This is a genomic window from Microbispora bryophytorum (genome assembly GCF_043197435.1).
Taxonomy (GTDB): Bacteria; Actinomycetota; Actinomycetes; order Streptosporangiales; family Streptosporangiaceae; genus Microbispora; species Microbispora bryophytorum.
In genome coordinates this window covers 134,792-153,042 of the sequence record NZ_JBICTF010000014.1, presented here as the reverse complement: position 1 = coordinate 153,042, position 18,251 = coordinate 134,792, and the positions used below count along the sequence as shown (strand labels likewise).

Sequence of the window (18,251 nt, the reverse complement as noted above, 5' to 3'; positions counted from 1 at the left end):
GATGTCACCGACACTCGTCGGCGAGGGGGAGCAGGCGTCCCTCGCACAGCACGGCATGTGGATAACGGAGCAGATGGGCTGCGGCGGCCGGGTTTACCACATGCCGCTGGCCATCCGGTTCGACGGCCCCCTCGACGCGGACCGGTTGCTGGCCGCCTGCCACGACGTGGTCCGCGCGCACCCCCAGCTGGCCGCGGCCCTGGCGGAGCGGGACGGCGTGGTGCGCCTGCTGCCCGGCGCGGTGCCGCCGCCCATCGGTTTCGAGGACGTCTCCGGATTCGAGGACGCAGGGCGGGAGCCCGGCGAGCTGGTCGATCGTGAGACGGCGCTGGCCATGAACCTGGCGACCGGGCCGACCGCCAGGTTCACGGTGTTCCGGCTCGCGCCGGAGCGGCACCTGCTCGTCTTCGTCGCCCACCACGCCGTCTTCGACGGCATGTCGAAGGACATCCTGGTGCGCGGCCTGGCCGCCGCCTACGCCGGGCTGCCGTCGCCGGCCCTTCCGCTGACGTACGGCGAGGCCGTCGAGCGGGAGAACGCGCGGGTGGCCGAGCTGCTCGGCGACGCCGCCGAGTTCTGGCGCGGCCGCTGGCAGGACCGGCAGGACCTGCGGCTGCCGGGGCTGTCCGGGGTCTCGACCCGCGCCGCGGACGGCGACGCGGTCGACTTCGCGCTCCCCGCCGATCTCGCCGTCGCCGCGGACAAGATGGGCGTCACCCGGTTCGAGCTGGTGCTCGCCGCCGTGCACACCCTGCTCGCGGCGTACGGCAACGAGGATGCGGCGGTGGCCGTCGACCTGTCGACCAGGACCGAGGAGACGCGGGGCCTCATCGGCCTGTTCGTGAACGAGCTGCCGGTGCCCGCCCCGGCGCCCGGTGGGAAGTTCGCCGAGTTCGCCCACTCCGTACGCGACGAGTTGCGGGCCACGTATCGGTTCCGGGAGGTGCCGCTCGCGCGTGCGGTCGGCGGCGTGAGCCCGCGCACCGCGCTGACGCCGGTGTCGGTCAGCTACCGCGGCCGTGACGGGAGCGCGCCGGAGTTTCCCGGCGTCGAGGCGTCGGTGGACTGGATGGCGTTCAACCGCGCGGTGCGCGGCACGCTGCACCTGCAGGTGGTGGACGCGCCGGACGGCATCGCGGCCCGGCTGCAGTTCAATCCGCTCGTGTTGAGCCGTTCGGGCTGCGAGACCGTCGCCGAGCACCTGCTCGCCCTGCTGCGGGCGCTGGCCGCCGCTCCGGACGCCGCCGTGGCCGACCTGCCGCTGCCGCCCCCCGTGGCCGCCAGCATGGTTGACGGCGTGGTCGGCGGCGTGGTCGGCGGTGCGGCCGAGCCGTCCTTCCCCCGGGCAGGGGAGGCGGACGCCGCGCCGTACCTGGCGGAGGTGGGCGAGATCTGGCGCGAGGTGCTCGGCATGCCGGAGATCGGTCCTGACGAGGACCTGTTCGACCTCGGCGGGCACTCGCTGTCGATCACTCAGATCATCGCGAAGGTGCGCGAGCGGATGGACGTGGAGCTGTCCTTCGACGTGTTCTTCGATGAGCCGACGATCACCGGGATCGCCGCCGAGGTCGCCCGCCTGCGGGAGGAGGCATGCTGAGGGAGCGCGTGGCCGAGCTGGTGTCGAAGGCGAGCGGAGGCGACCTGGCCGTCGCCGACATCCTGGCGGCGACCTGCAGCCTGCCGGCGCTCGGCCTCACCTCGATCTCCTACCTCCGGCTGATCGACCTGCTGGAGACCGAGTTCGACTGCGACGTCGACCTGGACGGCGGCCATCTCGACACGCTCGACGGCCTGGTCGAGCACATCGCGGGGCAGCGGAAGTGACCGCGGGCCCGCCGGCGCAGATCACCGGTCTCTCGGCGCTGCCGCCGCGAACCGTGGAGTTCCGCGGCGCACGGGGCGGGCAGGCCGCACTGACCTGGGGCCAGCAGGGGATCTGGCGCTCCACGCAGTGGCTGGACGACGGCGACCCCTACTTCAACCTGGCCTGGACCCTGCCGGTGACCGGCGCGGCCGGCCTGGACGCCGTGCTGCGGGCCGTGGGCCGTCTGGTGGAGCGGCACGAGACGCTGCGCACGGCGTTCGTCCGGGCCGGGGAGACCGGGGAGACCGGGGAGGACGTCGGGCCGGACACGGTCCAGCGAGTGAGCCGGGAGGGCCGGCTCACCGTCGGCCTGTACGAGGCGGCGGCCAAGCCGATGAGCGCGGCCAAGGCGCTGGCCGCCGAGCTGGCCGCGACCGGGTTCGACTACGCGGCCGAGCTGCCGATCCGGTGCGCGGTGGTCTGCCAGAGGGGACGGCCGCGCGCGCTGGCGCTCGCGTTGTCCCATCTCGCGCTCGACGGCTGGTCGCTGAACATGGTGGCCGCGGAGTGGCCGCGGCTGGTCGCGGGGGAGGACCTGCCCGACCCGGGCCGGCAGCCGCTCGACCAGGCCGCCTCCGAGCGGTCGGACCCGCCGCCCGGCGGTCAGGCGCTGCGGCACTGGCAGGCCGGTCTGGTGTCCGCCCCGCGTTCGATGTTCGACTTCCCGGCGAGGGAACCCGAGGAGCCGCGTTTCGTCCGGCACGGGATGGACTCCCCGGCGGCGGCCGTCGCCGCCGAGGCGCTCGCCGCCCGGCACGGCGTGACGACCTCCAGCGTGCTCACGGTCGCGAGCGCCGCGCTGCTGGCCGCCGTCACCGGGCACCCCACGGTGGCGCTGCAGCTCATCGTGTCGAACCGGCACCACCCGGGGATGGAGACGATGGCCGGGCCCGCCGCCCAGGACGGGCTGTGCGTCGTCGAGCTGGGGGCCGGCACGTTCGCCGACGCGCTGCGGCTCGGACACCGCAGGACCATGGCGACCTACCGGAACGGGCACTACGACCCCGCGCTCGTGCTGGCCGCCCGGGAGGCGGAGGCGTGGGACCGCGGCGCCGACATCGACCTGGACGTGTTCTACAACGACGTCAGGCAAGGGGGCCGCTGGCAGGGCCTGCCGGCGGTCGATCCCGGGGACGCCGAGGCGATCGCCGCGCTGCGGAGCCGGACCAGGACGTTCTTCGTCGGCACCTACTCGAAGGTGAAGGCGAGGATCTTCTTCGCCACCGGCCCTGCCTCGTCGACCTGCGAGTTCTACGTGCTGGTGGACACGGCCTTCCTGCCCGGAGACGTCGCCGGGCGGATGCTCACCGGCCTGGAGGAACTGCTGGTCCGGGCGGTCACCGAGGAGGTGCCGCTGGACCGGGTGGCGAAGGTGGCGGGCCTGGACCCCGTGCGGCGTCCCGCCGGGTGGACGGCGGTCGGCCCCGACTGGGTGGACCTGAAGGAGACCGAGGCGCTGCTGCGCCGGGTGTGCGGGACCGGCCTGGCCGCGGTCGTGGTGGACGACCCGGAAGACGGCGCCGCGGACGGGGCGGGAGACGGGGCGGCGGCCCGGCTGACCGGGTATCTCGTCGCGCGTCCCGGGCTGGACACGCCCGAGGCCGTCCACACCGCCGTGATGCGCGCCGCGGCCGGCCGGACCGACGTGCTCGCCCCCCACCACTACGTCCTGTGCACGGCGCCGCCGGCCGAACCCGGCGGCTGGCCCGGCTGTCCCCGCTCGACCGAGGGCGGCGGCCGGGCCCCGTCTTCCGCAATGACCCTTTTGGAGAGGTGACATGACCGACTCCCCGATGCTCGTGGTCGTCAACGACGAGGAGCAGTACTCCGTATGGTGGAGCGACCGCGAGCCGCCCGCAGGGTGGCGGGCCACCGGCTTCGCGGGCACGCGGCAGGAATGCCTGGCCCACATCGAGACGGTGTGGACCGACATGCGGCCGCTGAGCGTGCGCGACCCGGCAACGCTGAGCGCCCGGGACAGATGACCAGCGCGGAGCGCCGCGCCGCGCTGATCGAGAAGCTGGCCGGGCTGCCCCCCGAGCGCCGGGCGGCGCTGCTGCGCTCCCTGGGGGGCGCGCCGCGGGACCCCGGCGGCCAGGAGTGGCCGCTGTCGCCGGGACAGGAGCGCCTGTGGTTCCTCAGCCGCTTCGACCCCGGTGACACCAGTTACAACACGCCCTGGTGCATGCGGCTGCGCGGGCCGCTCGACGTGGACGCGCTGACCGCGGCGTTCACCCGGATCGTGGAGCGGCACGAGGTGCTGCGGACCCGCTTCCGGCTGCGCGGGGACGCCCCCGTGCAGGTCGTGCTGCCGCCCGGTCCGGTGCCGCTGGAGAGGATCGCGCTGTCCGGCGAGGCGGACCTCGACCGGGAGCTGAAGGAGTTCGTCGAGCGCCCGTTCGACCTGGAGAACGAGCCTCCCCTGCGGGCCGGGCTGGCCGAGCCGGGCACGGACGACGCGGTCGTGTGCATCGTCCTGCACCACATCGTGATGGACGGCTGGTCGCTCGACGTGCTCCTGCGTGAGCTCACTGAGTGCTACGCCGCCGGGCGCGAGGGACGCGAGCCCGAGCTGCCGGAGCTGCCCACGCAGTACCCCCGCTTCGCGGTGCAGGAGAGACAGCGGGACCACACGCAGGGCCTGGAGCACTGGACACGCCGCCTGGCCGGCGCTCCGACGCTGGACCTTCCGGCCGACCACCCCCGGCCGGACCGCTGGTCCGGGCGCGGCGGACGCGAGCCCCTGCTGCTGCCGCCGGAGGAGATCACGCCGCTGGAGAAGGTGGCCAGGAAGCGGCGCTGCACGTCCTTCATGGCCCTGGTCGCCGCCTACCAGGCGACCCTCTCCCTGGCGTCGGGCCAGACCGACTTCTGCGTCGGCGTGCCGGTGGCCGGCCGGCCCCGCAGCGAGCTGGCGCCGCTGATCGGCTACTTCGGCAACACGATGGTGCTGCGCGCCGACCTGTCCGGCGACCCGTCGTTCCACGAGCTGCTGGACCGTGTGCGGGAGGCGACCCTGGCCGGGATGCGGCACGCGGACGTGCCGTTCGAGCACGTCCTGGCCGCGCTGCGCGTCCCGCGTGACATCAGCAGGCCGCCGCTGTGCCAGGCCATGTTCAATCTGCACAACCTGCCCAAGGACGACCTGCTGGGGACGCGGATGGCCGACCTCGACCGGGAGGTCTACACGGTCCCGCCCAGTCACACGAAGTCGGAGGTCTCGATGGACCTGTGGCGGGGCCCGGAAGGGCTGGGCGGCGTTTTCGACTACAGCAGCGATCTGTTCGCGCCCGCGACCGCGCGCCGCCTCCTCGGCGGTTTCGCCGAGGTCGTACGGCGGGCCGGGGCCGACCCGGACGTCCCGCTGTCGGCGCTGAGCGGCACGTTCGCGAGCGTTCCCGAAGTGAAAGGTGCATGAAAGTGAGTGACGCGGTGAGCGGCGTGACCAGCCCTGATACGGCGCTCGCGCTGATCCGCCGGTGGCGTGACGCGAGCCCCGACGCGGTCGCGGTGAGCGGCGCCGGCGGTGTGCTGACCTACCGGGAGCTCCATGACAGGGTCGACCGGCTGGCGGCGCTGCTGCGCGCCCGCGGGGTCGGCCCGGAGGTCCCGGTGGGCCTGTGCCTGGAGCGCTGCCCCGGCATGGTCGTCGCCCTGCTCGCCGTGTGGCGGGCCGGCGGCGCGTACGTGCCGCTCGACCCGGGATTCCCCGAGGACCGGCTCCGGTTCATGCGGGAGGACGCGGGCATCCGGCTGGTGCTGGCCGGCCAGGGCGTCGAGTCCCGGCTGCTCGACGGCGTCGCCGACGTCGTGGAGCTGGCGCAGGACGGTGTTCCCGCCGGGGGCTGGGCGTCCGGCGACGGCGACGGATCGGCCGACGGATCGGCCGACGGGCCGGTGGGTGACGTGGCGGGCGACCTGGCCTATCTCATGTACACCTCCGGCTCCACCGGCAGGCCCAAGGGGGTCGCCGTGCCGCACGGGGCGGTGGTCAACCTGCTGGAGTCCTTCGCCTCCCTGCTGGAACTCACCCCGCGCGACGCCTGGCTGGCGGTCACCACGCTGTCGTTCGACATCTCGGTGCTCGAGCTCCTCCTGCCCCTGGCCTGCGGCGCCCGGGTGGTGGTCGCGTCCGGGCACGAGACGGCGGACGGCCGCGCCCTGCGGTCGCGCGCCGTGTCCGAGGCCGTGACGATCATGCAGGCGACCCCGGCGAGCTGGCGCATCCTGCTGGAGTCCGGCGGGGTCCCCGAGAACGTCGCGACCCGGCTGTGCGGGGGCGAGGCGCTGCCCCGCGACCTCGCCGACGCCCTCCTCGACGGCGCCCTCCCCGACGGGGGCGCCCGGCTCTGGAACGTGTACGGCCCGACCGAGACGACGGTCTGGTCGACGGCCGGGCGGGTGGCCCGGAGTGACGAGAACGGGTCCGCGGTCCCCGTCGACCTGGGCGAGCCCATCGGCAACACGACGGTGCACATCCTCGGCCCCGACGGGCGTCCCGTGCCGCCCGGCGAGGCAGGTGAGCTGCACATCGGCGGCGCCGGCCTGGCCAGGGGATACCGCGGCATGCCGGGCCAGACGGCGGCCAGGTTCCTGCCCGACCCGTTCTCCGAGGCGCCGGGAGCCCGCCTGTACGCCACGGGCGACCTCGCCGCGATCGAAGACGGCAGGCTCCGCTACCTGGGCCGGGCCGACCAGCAGGTGAAGGTGCGCGGGTTCCGGATCGAGCTCGGCGAGATCGAGACCGTGCTGCGGGCCGCGCCGGAGGTGGCCGGCGCCGCCGTCGGCGTCTGCGACGGTCCCGACGGGCTGCCGCGTCTGGTCGCCTACGTGGTGCGGGCGGCCGGGGAGCCCGAGGGGGCCGACCTGTGGCCGTCCCTGCGTGACCGGCTGCGCCGCGACGTGCCCGAGTACATGGTGCCGGCGCACCTCGTGGTGCTGGACGCCCTGCCGCTCACCCCCAACGGCAAGCTCGACCGCAAGGCCCTGCCGGTGCCCGAGTGGACCCGGGCGCGGAGCCAGCCGTACCGGCCGCCGTCCACCGCGCTGGAGGAGGACCTCGCGGCGATGTGGGGTGAGGTGCTCGGCATCGCGGAGCCGGTCGGCGTCGAGGACGACTTCTTCGAGCTGGGCGGGCACTCGCTGACCGCCACCCAGATCATCGCCAGGATCCAGGCGCGCTTCGCGATCAACGTGCCGATCGTGGTGCTGTTCGAGAACCCCACGGTGGCCGACCTGGCGGTGGCGATGGACCGGCTCGACGACGACGACCTGGACCTCGCCGACATCGCCGCGCTCCGCGACGAGCTCGACGGCCTCAGCGCCGAGGACCTGGCGGCCGTGCTCGACGAGATGGCGTCGGACGCATGAGGGCGCCCCTGTCGCCGGGCCAGGAGCGGCTGTGGCTCCTGCAGCGGCTGGATCCCCGCGACGCCTCCTACACCATGTACACCGTCCGCCGGCTGCGCGGCCCTCTCGACACCGGCGTCTTCGAACTGGCCCTCGCGGACGTCGTGGCCCGGCACGAGGGCCTGCGCACCCGGTTCGACGAGGAGGACGGCGTCCCCTGGGCGGTCGCCGTGCCGCCGGGGGCGGCGGAGTCCCTCCCGCCGGTCGAGCGGATCCAGGCCCGCGACGAGGAGGAGGCCCGGCGGCTCGCCGCCGAGCGGGTGAACGCGCCGTTCGACCTCGCCGAGGGCGTGCCGCTGCGCGTCGCGGTCATCGAGATCGGCGCGCTGGACCACGTCCTGTGCGTCACGATGCACCACATCATCGGCGACGGCTGGTCGCTGGGGATCCTCTTCGACGACCTGGCGGAGTGCTACACCGCACGCCTGCAGGGGCGGGCGCCGAATCTGGCGCCGCTGCCGGTCCAGCCGTCCGACTACGCCCGCTGGCAGCGCCGCCGGGCCGAGCGCGCGGTGCCGTACTGGCAGGAGCGGCTGGCCGATCCGCCGCCGCCCGACCTGCCCTGCGCCGTGGGGAGCGGCGGCGTCCGCGACGAGGATCACGCGGGCTTCCAGGTCGCCCGGATCGGCAGGGAGGTCGCGGGCGAGCTGGACCGGCTCGCCCGCGAGCACAGGACCACGCTGTTCACCGTGCTCATGACGGCCTACCAGGTGCTGCTGCACCGGCACACCGGCCACACCGACGTCCTCGTCGGCACGGCCGTGGCCGGCCGCGACCGGGTCGAGCTGGAGCCGCTGATCGGCTATCTCTCGCAGACCGTCGTGCTGCGCGGCGACCTCGACGGCGATCCGTCGTTCACCGAGTTGCTGGGGCGCATCAGGCGCGAGGCGCTGACGGCGCTGAGCCGGCCTTCGGTCCCGTTCGAGCGGATCGGGCACCCTCCCGAGGCGCTGATGCCGACCATGTTCGTCCTGCACACCCAGGACATGGGACTCACCCGGCCGTTCGGCGACCTGTCCGTCAGCTTCTTCCCCGACGGGTACCGGCAGGTCAAGCTCGGCCTGTACGCCGAGGCGTGGTTCGAGGACGGCGAGATCGTCCTGTCGTTCGGCCACGACGGGTCCAGCGGATCTCCGCACGAGGCGGAGGCCGTCCAGCGGCTCGCCGACCGCTTCCTGCTCCTGCTCGAGTCGGCTGTGGCGGAGCCGCATCGCCGGATCTCCGAGCTGCGCGTCTGGACCGGCGACGACGAGGCCGACATCCACGCCATGGCCGGCGACGGCGGCGACGGCGGCGGCGCTGCCGGACCGACGGTCCCCGAGCTGATCGCCGAGACCGTCCGGCGCGCGCCAGGCGCCGTCGCGGTCGTCTGCGGGGAGACCGAGGTCACCTACGGCGAACTGGACCGGCGGGCGGCGCGGCTGGCCGCGCAGCTGCGGGCGGAGGGGGTGCGCCCCGGCGACGTGGTCGGCGTCTGCCTGCCCCGCTCGGTCGAGGCGATCAGCGCGCTGCTCGCCGTCTGGCGGGCCGGCGCGGCCTACATGCCGTTCGAGCCGGACGAGCCGGAGGAGCGGCTGACCTTCTCGCTCGCCGACGCCGGGGCGACACACGTGATCACGACCCGGGCGCTGCCCGCCGGGCTCACCGCCGTGCACCCGCGTGAAGCCGGCGACCGGTGCGAACCGCGGGAGACGCGGCCGGGCGACGTGGCCTACGTGATCTCCACATCCGGCTCCACCGGCAGGCCCAAGGGCGTCGCCGTCGAGCACCGCGCCATCGCGGCCCGGATCCGGTGGATGCGCGAGGAGTACGGCCTGGCGCCCGGCGACCGCGTCGTCCAGTTCGCGTCGCTGAGCTTCGACACCCACCTGGAAGAGGTCTTCCCCACGCTCGCCGCGGGAGCGACCCTGGTGCTGCTGCCGGGCGGGGCGGCGACGCTGCCCGACGTGCTGGCCGCCCCGGGCGGGGAGCGGATCACGATGCTCGACCTGCCCACCGCCTACTGGCACCACCTGGTCGAGGAGATCGACCAGATCGCCTGGCCGCCCGCGCTCCGTCTGGTCGTCATCGGCGGCGAGCAGGCGTCCGGCGGCGCGGTGACGCGCTGGCGCGGCCGGTTCGGCGACGACGTCCGCCTGGTGAACACCTACGGCCCGACCGAGGCCGCGGTCATCGCGACCGCGACCGACCTCGGCGCGACGCCGTACGGCAGGCCGCCGATCGGGCGGCCGGTCGGCGCGACGACGGTCCACCTGCTCGACGCCGCCGGGGCGCCGGTCCCGAAGGGCGTGATCGGCGAGCTGGTCGTCGGCGGCGCCGGGGTGGCCCGCGGCTACCTGCGCCGCCCGGCGCTCACGGCCGCCGCGTTCGTCCCCGACCCGCTGGGACCGCCGGGATCGCGGAGATACCGTACGGGCGACCGGGCGCGCTGGGACCAGGAGGGCGCGCTGGAGTTCCTCGGACGGCTCGACGGGCAGCTCAAGGTCCGCGGCTTCCGGATCGAGCCGGGCGAGGTCGAGGCGCGGCTGCTCGACCATCCGGGCGTCGGCCAGGCGTTCGTGACGGTCCACGCCGAGGAGCTGGTGGCGTACGTGACCGGGACCGCGACGGGGGAGGAGCTCGCCGGGCACCTCGCGCGGACCCTGCCGCGCCATCTCGTCCCGACCGCCTGGGTCGTTCTCGACGCGCTGCCGCTCACCAGCCGCGGCAAGGTGGACCGCGCGGCGCTGCCCGCGCCGGTCCGGACGTCGTCGGCCGGGCACGTCCCGCCGAGCACGGACGCGGAGCTGCTGGTGGCCGAGATCTGGGCGGAACTGCTCGGCGTCGATTCCATCGGCGTGAACGACGATTTCTTCACCCTGGGAGGGCACTCGCTGCTCGCGACGAGGATCGCGGCCCGGCTGCGCCGGGGGACCGGGGTGGAGGTCCCGGTCCGGACGATCTTCGAGCGGCGCACCGTGGCCGAGCTGGCGGTCGCACTGGAGGACCTGCTGGTGGCCGAGCTGGAGAACATGTCGGATGAGGAGGCCGAGCGCCTGCTCTCGTCCGCGGGCGGCTGATCCCTCTCCGCCGGAGCACGGGCCGCCGCAACGCGAGACCGCCGCGCACCCGAGGGTGCGCGGCGGTCTCGTCGTTGTGGCCTCGTGTTCGGCCGTGGTCGCCGCGGCCGCGTCAGGCTGAGGTGCGGATCACCAGGTGGGTGTCGAGGATGACGACCGGTTGCTCCAGCGGCTCGCCGTTGATCCTGGCGATCAGAAGCTGGACCATCTGCCGGCCCATCGCCTCCGTCGGCTGGTGCACGCTCGTCAGCTGAGGGTCGGTGTGCAGCGCCACCTTGGAGTCCTCGAAGCCGATGAGCGCGACGTCGTCGGGCACGACCAGGCCCTGCTCCTTCAGCACCCGCAGGGCGCCGACCGCCATCGGGTCGGAGGCCGTGAACACGGCGTCCAAATCGGGGTGGCGGGCGAGCAGGTCGCGCATGCCCGCCTCCCCGCTCTCCTCGGAGAAGTCGCCGTACGCGACGCGCTCGGTCATACCGGTGGCCAGCAGCGCGTCACGGTATCCGGCGAGACGGTCGACACCCACGCCCATGTCCTGCGGACCGGCGAGGGTGGCGATCTTGGTACGGCCCTTGGAGAGCAGGTACTTGACCGCCTGCCGGGCGCCGGCCCGGTTGTCCATGTCGACGAAGCTGTACGGGTTGAGCCCCACCGGGCGGCCGCCGAGCACGGTCGGCACGCCCAGCTCCTCCAGCCGGCCCGGCAGCGGGTCGGCGCCGTGCACCGAGGTGAGCAGCACACCGTCGACGTGCTGCCCGGTCAGGTAGTGCTCCAGCCGGTCGTGCTCGGCACGGTTCTGCGCCATCGTGAGGATGAGCTGGAGGCCGGTCTCCGCCAGTGCGGAGCCGATGCCGCGGATCAGCCCGGCGAAGTACGGCTCGTCGAAGACGCGCTGCTCCGACTCCGACACCACCAGCGCGATGGTGTCGGTCCGATTCGTCACGAGGGTGCGCGCCGCCCGGTTGGGTACGTAGCCGAGCTCCTGGATCGCCAGTAACACCGCGTCGCGGGCCCGGTCGCTCACCTTGGGCGAGCCGTTGATGACCCGCGAGACGGTGCCGCGGCCGACCCCGGCGCGTGCGGCGACCGCTTCCAGAGTCGGCCGGCCTCCGGAACGGCGGTCCCCGTTCATCTATACTGCCCCCTTATCGTGTCTGCGCTTATTGTGCCCGACCCAGCAGGCCGCCGTGCCTGATGGTGTCGGCATACCACAGAGCGCTTGATTTCATGGTCCTCGCCTGGGTCTCGTAGTCGACGTAGACAAGGCCGAAGCGCTTGCCGTATCCCCAGGCCCATTCGAAGTTGTCCATCAGCGACCAGGCGAAGTAGCCCTGCAGCGGGATGCCCGACTCGATGGCCGTGTGGCAGGTCCGCAGGTGGGCGTCGATGTAGGCCACCCGATCGGGGTCGTGCACCGCGCCGTCCTCGCCGATCGCGTCGTCGTAGGCCGCGCCGTTCTCCGAGATGTAGAGCGGGATCCGCGGGTACTCCTCGGCGATCCGGCGCAGCATCTCCTGCAGGCCGCTGTCGTCGATCTCCCAGCCCATCGAGGTGACCGGGCGGCCGCCGTTGACGAAGCCCACGTGCTCGCTGCCGATCCACGGCGACCCCGAGTCGGTGGGCGCCGCGGCCGCGGACGCCGCGCCGCCGGGCGCGCCGGAAACGGTGAAGCGGCTGTAGTAGTTGATCAGCAGCATGTCGAGCGGCGCGGCGATCGTGGCCAGGTCGCCGTCCTGGATGAACTCCATGTCGGACAGGTGGCTCAGATCGGCCAGCACGTCCTCGGGGTAGGAGCCCTTGAGCAGCGCGTCCAGGAAGAAGCGGTTCTGCAGCCCGTCGATGCGGCGGGCGGCGTCCTGGTCGGCCTCGCTGCCCGTGGCCGGCGTGACCGGATAGAGGTTCACGCACCCGCCGATCTGAGAGTCGGCGTTCTGCGCCCGCATCGCCTGGACGGCCAGGCCGTGCGCGAGGTTGAGGTGGTGCGCGGCGCGCAGCGCGGCGGCCGGCTCGCGCCTGCCCGGCGCGTGCTCGCCCGAGGCGTACCCCAGGAACGCCGAGCACCAGGGCTCGTTGACCGTGCTCCAGTTCCTGACCCGGTCGCCGAGCTCGGCGTGCACGGCCGCGGCGAAGTCGGCGAAGCGCTTCGACGTGTCCCGTGCGGGCCACCCGCCCGCGTCTTCCAGGGCCTGCGGGAGATCCCAGTGGTAGAGCGTCAGCCACGGGTCGATGCCGTAGCTGAGCAGCTCGTCGACGAGCCTCTTGTAGAAGTCGAGGCCCTTGGCGTTGTACGCGCCGGAGCCGTCGGGCTGGATCCGCGGCCAGGAGACGGAGAACCGGTAGGCGGTGAGGCCGAGGTCCGCCATGAGCTTGACGTCCTCGCGGTACCGGTTGTAGTGGTCGATCGCGGTCTCGGCGGTGTCTCCGCCCACGATGCGCCCGTCCTGGCTGCAGAAGGTGTCCCAGATGGAGCGGCCCCGCCCGTCCGCGGTGATCGCGCCCTCGATCTGGTAGGCGGAGGTGGCGGCGCCCCAGACGAACCCGGTGGGGAACATCAGGCCGGCCGTCTCCGCTTCGGGTCGTGTGCCTTGCGTTGTCACGCCTTGACCGCACCTTCCATGAGTCCGCCGATGATCTGTCGGCCGAACGCGATGAACACGACGATGAGCGGGAGAATCGACATGAGTGTGCCGCTGAAGATGAGCACGTAGTCCGTGCCGTACTTCGCGTTGAGCGAGTTGATGGCGACCTGGACCGTGGGGTTGTCCGGCGTCAGCACGATCAGCGGCCACATGAAGTCGTTCCAGATCAGCATGAACGTGTTGATGCCCAGCACCGCCATGCCCGGCCGGACGGCCGGCAGGACGACGTTCCACCAGATCCGCAGGGTGGAGGCGCCGTCGACGCGGGCGGCCTCGATCAGCTCGTTGGGCACGGCCTGCTCGGTGTACTGCGTCATGAGGAAGACGCCGAAGCCGTTGAGCAGGAAGGGCAGGATCACGGCCTTGATCGAGCCGACCCATTCGAGGCTGACCATGAGCCGGTAGAGGGGGACGATGCCCATCTGCTGCAGCGGGACCATCATGGTCAGCAGCACCAGCAGCAGCAGGATCTTGCCGCCCTTGAACTTCAGCCGGGCGAACGCGAAACCGGCGAACGTCGAGATCACCACCACCGAGAGTGTCACCGTGCAGGCGATGATCAGGGAGTTGGTGAGACCGGTCAGGTAGTGCGCGTCGGGGTTGGTCAGCACGCGCTGGATGTTCTCCCCGAGCTTGCCGCCCGGCAGGAACGGCGGCGGCATGTCCGTCGCCTCGGTGTTGGTGCGAGAGGCGATGACGATCATGTAGTACAGCGGGAACGCCGAGATGATGATCGTGACCGCGAGGATGAGCCTCGTCATCGGCGTGGCGGTCCAGAGGCTGCCGGCACCTCCTGGCGCCTTGCGGCGCCGCCGCGTGGTGGCGGGCGCGGAGAGCGTGGTCACTTGTTGCCCCCGATCCGGCGGATGAGCAGGAAGTTGATGCCCGATCCGATGAGGATGAGCAGGAACAGCAGCCAGGCGGCCGCGGAGGCGTAGCCGTAGTCGAACTCGCGGAAGCCCTGCTCGAAGATGAACATCGAGACGGTCTGGAACTGGCTGTTGGTGCCGCCGTGGACGTTGCCGTTGTAGAACGTCGTCGGCTCGGAGAACAGCGTGAGGCCGCCGATGGTGGAGTTCAGCACCACGAAGATCATCGTGGGCCGGAGCATCGGGATCGTGATCTGCCAGAACTGGCGCCGCCGGGACGCGCCGTCGATCGAGGCCGCCTCGTACAGGTCCTTGGGGATCGTCTGCATGCCGGCCAGGAAGATGATCGCGTTGTAGCCGGTCCAGCGCCAGTCGATCATGGTCGCGATGGCGATCCAGGAGGGGAGGCGCTCGGCCTTCCAGTCGATGGGGTCGGCCCCGAACCAGCCGAGAACCCAGTTCACCACGCCCCAGTCGCGCCCGTACAGCTGGGTGAAGACGACCGCCACCGCGACGACCGAGGTGACGAGGGGGAGCAGGACGCCCAGCCGGACGCCCAGCTGGAACTTGAACCGCTTGTTCAGCGCGTTGGCCAGCATCAGGGCCAGCAGAATCTGCGGGATCGTCGCGATGAGGAACATCGCGAGGGTGTTGACGACCGCCTTCCAGAAGGCGGCGTCGCCGAGCATGGCGGTGTAGTTGCCGAGGCCCGTCCATTCGACCGTGCCCGTGAGGTCGTAGTCGAAGAACGAGAAGTAGAGGGTGAAGCCGAGCGGGAAGAGCCCGAAGATCAGGAAGAGCAGGTAGTAGGGAGAGACCAGGAGGTACGGTGCGGCCTTGAGGTCCAGCCAGGTCATGAAGGACCGGCCCGGTCTCTGCCGGACGTGTCTCCGGCTGGGCGGCATCGGTGCCCGGGTGGGTTGCCCGGCGTCGACGTGCAGGCTCATAAGTTACCTTTCGGGTGAAAGCAGGCGACCGGCCCGCCGGCGGGGTGCCGCTGCGGCGGGCCGGTGCTCACCTGGCGGGCAGGATCAGCCCGCGGCCTTCACGGCGTCGTCGACGAGCTTCTTCCAGCCGTTCGCGTACGGCACCGAGCCGTCGTCGATGGCGGAAACGACCGACTCGATGGCGTTCTTGACCTGGGCGTGCTTGACGCCGAGGAAGATCGGCTGGAGCGAGGCGGCCGACTTGGCGAAGATGTCACCGACGGGGGCGTCGTTGAAGTACTCGTTCTTCGCGCCCTGAACCGCCGGGTCCTGCTGCGCCTGGACGTTGCTCGGCATGTTGCCGGCGTAGTTGAAGACGCTGACCTCGGCGTCCTTACCGGTCAGGTAGTCGAGGACCTGCGCGGCCTCCTTGGGGTGCTTCGACTGCTTGGGCACGGCGAGCCAGGAGCCACCCCAGTTGCCGCCGCCGCCGGGCACCGCCGCGACGTCCCACTTGCCCTTGAAGTCCGGTCCGGCGCCGCCGTCGCCGCTCACGGCGCCGAGCATCCACGACGGGCAGCCGAGGGTGGCGAACTGCGACTTCTTCATGCCGGTGTTCCACTCCGGCGTGAAGTTGCGCAGCTTGGCCGTGAGGCCCTCCTGGCTGATCTTCTGGGCGAAGTCGTAGGCCGTCTTGACCGCCGGGTTCTTGTCGACGATCAGGTTGTTGTCCTTGTCGAAGTACGTGACGTTGCCGTTCTTGGCGCCCTCCTGCACCAGGACCACGTTGTAGAGCGTGTTGGTGCCGTCGACGAACTTCGTGTTCTTGATCTTGTCCTGGAACTTGTGGGCGACCTGGACGAAGTCGTCCCAGGTCGGCCAGAGCTTGCTGACCTCGTCGCGGTCGGCGGGCAGGCCGGCCTTCTCGAACAGGTCACGGCGGTAGCACAGGCTCATGCCGCCGACGTCGGTGCCGAGGCCGAACAGCTTGCCGTCGGCGGTGACGCCGTTCTCCCACTTCCAGGCGGCGAAGTCGGCCTTGCGGTTCTGCAGGCCGAACTCGCCAAGGTCGGCCCACCACTCGGGGTGCGCCTTGGCCAGACCCATGCCGCCCTCGTCGATGCCGACGACGTCGCCGGCGCCCGCGCCGGACTGCAGCCACTGGATCATCTGGGGCCAGTAGACCTGCTCGAACTGATCGGTCAGGTTGTCATACTTGATCTGGATGTCCTTGTGCTCGGCGTTCCACTTGTCGACGGCCTCCTTGTAGCCGAAGTTCTTGCCGCCGCCGAACGTCTGGAGCGTGACGGTGACGGGGCCGGCTGCCGCCGAGGACCCGCCGCCCGCCGCCGTGTCGGGCTTGTCGTCGGACTGGCAGGCGGTGGCGCCAAGAGCCAGCGCCGCCACCGCGGCGACCGCGAGCAGCCTGCCGCGGCGCGAGTTTGCAATCATTCCGGACCCCTCTCAGGTGGTATCCCGAATCGTTCGTGGGAGGTACATCCCAGGCCGGTCCCCGATCTCACGGCCCGCGATCGAAGGTTCTGCTCGGTGCTCCCGCATGGTGTGTCAAGAGCTGTTGGGAGCGCTCCCACGAAGGGTCCTCTATGAGCAACCGGGGCGTCAATATGCCGAAACCTAACTGTTACTCCCTGGGTGGTTAGACCTGGTCAAGGGGACATACTAGGACATACCACGCTTGGGAGCGCTCCCATCACCATATGGGCAGAAATGAATAGGGGGTGCCCCGAACCCGCCGGGGCACCCGCCCTTTTCCGCTTCGTCACCTCACCCGGTGGTGGGCCGGCGCGGCCGCCCCCAGGGACAGGCCGCCGCCCAGAAAGATCCCCGGGCCCGAGACGTCCATCAGCCGGCACACCGGTCCGGAGCAGGACCGCAGCAGCGTGAGCCGGGCCGCGAGCATGGCCGTCAGGCCCGGCCCGGCCGTCGCCGCGATGTTGTGCAGCTCCGCCGGATCGTCTCGTAGGTCGTAGAGTTGCCGCTCCCCGGTCTCGTACTCCACGTACGCGTACCGCCCGGTCCGCACCATCGCGTACGTGGGCGGCGAGTGCGGCGAGTAGGAGGGATGGTAGAACTCCGCGAGCACGGCGTCACGCCAGGGGACGTCGTGCCCGTGCAGGAGCGGGACGAGCGAGCGGCCCTCGGCCGTGGGCGGCACCGTGGCCCCGCCCAGCTCGGCGAACGTGGGCGCGAGGTCGACCGTCGAGGTGAGCGCGTCGACCACGCCCCCGGCGGGGACCCCCGGCCCGCGCACCACCATCGGCACCCGGATGTCCTCCTCGAAGGGCGTCGTCTTGCCCGGCCGCAACCGGTGCTGGCCGAGGTGGAAGCCGTTGTCGGAGGTGAAGAAGATGTAGGTGTCGTTCAGGCGGCCCGCCCGGGTCAGCGCCTCGACCAGGGCGCCCACCATGTCGTCGACGCCGAGCATGGCCCGCAGCCGGTCGCGGTGGACGCGGTCGATCCGGCGCGTGTCGGCGGCCGACAGCGGCGTGCGCTCCCGGAGCCAGCGGGGCTCGGCGGACAGGTCGGCCTGGTCGAACGACGCGGTCCGCGGCGCCTGCTCGCCGGCGAAGGCGGCGGCGTGACGCGGCGCGTGATGCGCGGGCAGGTGCGGCGCGACCGGGGCGAGATAGAGGAAGAACGGAGACTGCCCGGCCGCGGAACCCGTCGCGAACGCCGCGGCCTTGGCGCTCAGCACGTCTTCCAGGTAGTCCTCGGGGGCGTCGCCGTACCGCCGTGTCGCGCCGTTCTCGTTGAGCGTGTAGCCGTACTCCTGGTAGAGGCGGGTGACCGGGACGTGCCACTCGTCCCAGCCGGGCGGCACGTACGTGCGCGGCGCGCCCTCCGGGTAGTTGTTGAGATACTTGCCCATGAGCGCGGTGCGGTAGCCCGCGTCGTGCATCCACGTCCCGAGGGTGGAGGCCTCCAGCGGCCGGAACTTCGGGAACCCGCCGGTCGGCGACCGGTTGCTCTTCACCTGATGGCTGTGCATGTACTGCGAGCGCAGGATGGACGAGCGGGAGGGGCAGCACCAGGGATTGGTGACGAAGAACCGGGACAGCGTGGTGCCCTGACGCACCAGGAGATTGGTGATGTGGGGGAACCGGCTCAGATCCGACGCGTCCAGGTCGTCGGTGAGGATCAGTACGATATTGGGCCGATGAGCCGCGAGTCCGGGGGCGGGCTCGGCATGGGAGGCGCCGGTGAGCCCGAGGCAGAGCAGGAGCGCTGCGGCGAGCCCGGCCCACAGCTTTCTCGGTCGTCGTGGTTGGGGCACGGCAGCAATCATTGCCACACGCTCGCCTGGGGAAACGTACGCCCTGTGATCGCGTGACCGCACCGTGTCCATTACATGGACGACTCTGGTGAATCCTCCGCCGCCGCCGGTCAGCTCGGCCGTCATACCTCCCATAGCGGCGTGACGTCCGGAAAAGGTCTCTTCGAGGGCTGTTCACCGGGTGTTCCCG

At 72.0% G+C, this 18,251-nt stretch carries 13 protein-coding genes; 7 read left to right on the top strand and 6 right to left on the bottom strand.

Annotated features, from left to right (window positions below):
* The first annotated feature begins 1 nt into the window (after position 1).
* From ACGFIB_RS34585 to ACGFIB_RS34555, 7 genes are read left to right on the top strand one after another with little or no spacing between them, the layout of a single operon-like run.
* Positions 2-1,597 (top strand): condensation domain-containing protein, encoded by a 1,596-nt coding sequence (locus tag ACGFIB_RS34585; RefSeq protein WP_393377551.1) that lies wholly within the window; start codon positions 2-4, stop codon positions 1,595-1,597.
* The gene (locus ACGFIB_RS34580) at positions 1,591-1,824 is read left to right on the top strand and encodes an acyl carrier protein (protein ID WP_167748344.1); all 234 of its coding nucleotides are present in this window, start codon (positions 1,591-1,593) and stop codon (positions 1,822-1,824) included. Before ACGFIB_RS34585 ends, ACGFIB_RS34580 begins: the two co-directional genes overlap by 7 nt.
* The gene (locus tag ACGFIB_RS34575; protein WP_393377548.1) at positions 1,821-3,641 is read left to right on the top strand and encodes a condensation domain-containing protein; all 1,821 of its coding nucleotides are present in this window, start codon (positions 1,821-1,823) and stop codon (positions 3,639-3,641) included. Before ACGFIB_RS34580 ends, ACGFIB_RS34575 begins: the two co-directional genes overlap by 4 nt.
* A gap of 1 nt (position 3,642) precedes the next feature.
* A complete protein-coding gene (locus tag ACGFIB_RS34570; RefSeq protein ID WP_142572742.1) occupies positions 3,643-3,849 on the top strand; it encodes an MbtH family protein in 207 nt (68 codons plus the stop codon).
* Positions 3,846-5,282, top strand: coding sequence for a condensation domain-containing protein (locus tag ACGFIB_RS34565; RefSeq protein WP_357247507.1), 1,437 nt, complete (start codon positions 3,846-3,848; stop codon positions 5,280-5,282). The genes ACGFIB_RS34570 and ACGFIB_RS34565 overlap by 4 nt, the downstream gene beginning before the upstream one ends.
* A gap of 2 nt (positions 5,283-5,284) precedes the next feature.
* Positions 5,285-7,234, top strand: coding sequence for a non-ribosomal peptide synthetase (locus tag ACGFIB_RS34560; RefSeq protein WP_393377547.1), 1,950 nt, complete (start codon positions 5,285-5,287; stop codon positions 7,232-7,234).
* Positions 7,231-10,332: an amino acid adenylation domain-containing protein gene (locus ACGFIB_RS34555; protein ID WP_393377544.1), complete on the top strand. Its 3,102-nt coding sequence runs from the start codon at positions 7,231-7,233 to the stop codon at positions 10,330-10,332. The genes ACGFIB_RS34560 and ACGFIB_RS34555 overlap by 4 nt, the downstream gene beginning before the upstream one ends.
* A gap of 112 nt (positions 10,333-10,444) precedes the next feature.
* Here the strand turns inward: ACGFIB_RS34555 and ACGFIB_RS34550 are convergent, their stop codons facing one another.
* From ACGFIB_RS34550 to ACGFIB_RS34525, 6 genes are all read right to left on the bottom strand, one after another.
* Complete coding sequence (locus ACGFIB_RS34550; RefSeq protein ID WP_142572750.1) at positions 10,445-11,464, bottom strand: LacI family DNA-binding transcriptional regulator; 1,020 nt, start codon at positions 11,462-11,464, stop codon at positions 10,445-10,447.
* Positions 11,465-11,492: 28 nt separating this feature from the next.
* Positions 11,493-12,884, bottom strand: coding sequence for a GH1 family beta-glucosidase (locus ACGFIB_RS34545; protein ID WP_357247643.1), 1,392 nt, complete (start codon positions 12,882-12,884; stop codon positions 11,493-11,495).
* Positions 12,885-12,925: 41 nt separating this feature from the next.
* On the bottom strand, positions 12,926-13,816 hold the full coding sequence (locus ACGFIB_RS34540; RefSeq protein WP_142572752.1) for a carbohydrate ABC transporter permease: 891 nt from the start codon (positions 13,814-13,816) through the stop codon (positions 12,926-12,928).
* Positions 13,813-14,787 carry a carbohydrate ABC transporter permease gene (locus ACGFIB_RS34535; protein ID WP_142572754.1) on the bottom strand — a complete coding sequence of 325 codons (975 nt, stop codon included), beginning with the start codon at positions 14,785-14,787 and terminating at the stop codon, positions 13,813-13,815. The genes ACGFIB_RS34540 and ACGFIB_RS34535 overlap by 4 nt, the downstream gene beginning before the upstream one ends.
* 84 nt (positions 14,788-14,871) lie before the next feature.
* Positions 14,872-16,218, bottom strand: coding sequence for an ABC transporter substrate-binding protein (locus ACGFIB_RS34530; protein WP_191053977.1), 1,347 nt, complete (start codon positions 16,216-16,218; stop codon positions 14,872-14,874).
* A gap of 328 nt (positions 16,219-16,546) precedes the next feature.
* Entirely contained in the window at positions 16,547-18,061 is a 1,515-nt protein-coding gene (locus ACGFIB_RS34525; RefSeq protein WP_393377541.1) for a sulfatase family protein, read from the bottom strand.
* Positions 18,062-18,251 lie beyond the last annotated feature (190 nt).

Excerpts from the sequence above, each read along its gene's own strand:
- ACGFIB_RS34585 (WP_393377551.1), top strand. The coding sequence starts at position 2 with ATGTCACCGACACTCGTCGGCGAGGGGGAGCAGGCGTCCCTCGCACAG.
- ACGFIB_RS34580 (WP_167748344.1), top strand. The coding sequence starts at position 1,591 with ATGCTGAGGGAGCGCGTGGCCGAGCTGGTGTCGAAGGCGAGCGGAGGC.
- ACGFIB_RS34570 (WP_142572742.1), top strand. The coding sequence starts at position 3,643 with ATGACCGACTCCCCGATGCTCGTGGTCGTCAACGACGAGGAGCAGTAC.
- ACGFIB_RS34565 (WP_357247507.1), top strand. The coding sequence starts at position 3,846 with ATGACCAGCGCGGAGCGCCGCGCCGCGCTGATCGAGAAGCTGGCCGGG.
- ACGFIB_RS34555 (WP_393377544.1), top strand. The coding sequence starts at position 7,231 with ATGAGGGCGCCCCTGTCGCCGGGCCAGGAGCGGCTGTGGCTCCTGCAG.
- ACGFIB_RS34550 (WP_142572750.1), bottom strand. The coding sequence starts at position 11,464 with ATGAACGGGGACCGCCGTTCCGGAGGCCGGCCGACTCTGGAAGCGGTC.
- ACGFIB_RS34545 (WP_357247643.1), bottom strand. The coding sequence starts at position 12,884 with ATGTTCCCCACCGGGTTCGTCTGGGGCGCCGCCACCTCCGCCTACCAG.
- ACGFIB_RS34535 (WP_142572754.1), bottom strand. The coding sequence starts at position 14,787 with ATGAGCCTGCACGTCGACGCCGGGCAACCCACCCGGGCACCGATGCCG.
- ACGFIB_RS34530 (WP_191053977.1), bottom strand. The coding sequence starts at position 16,218 with ATGATTGCAAACTCGCGCCGCGGCAGGCTGCTCGCGGTCGCCGCGGTG.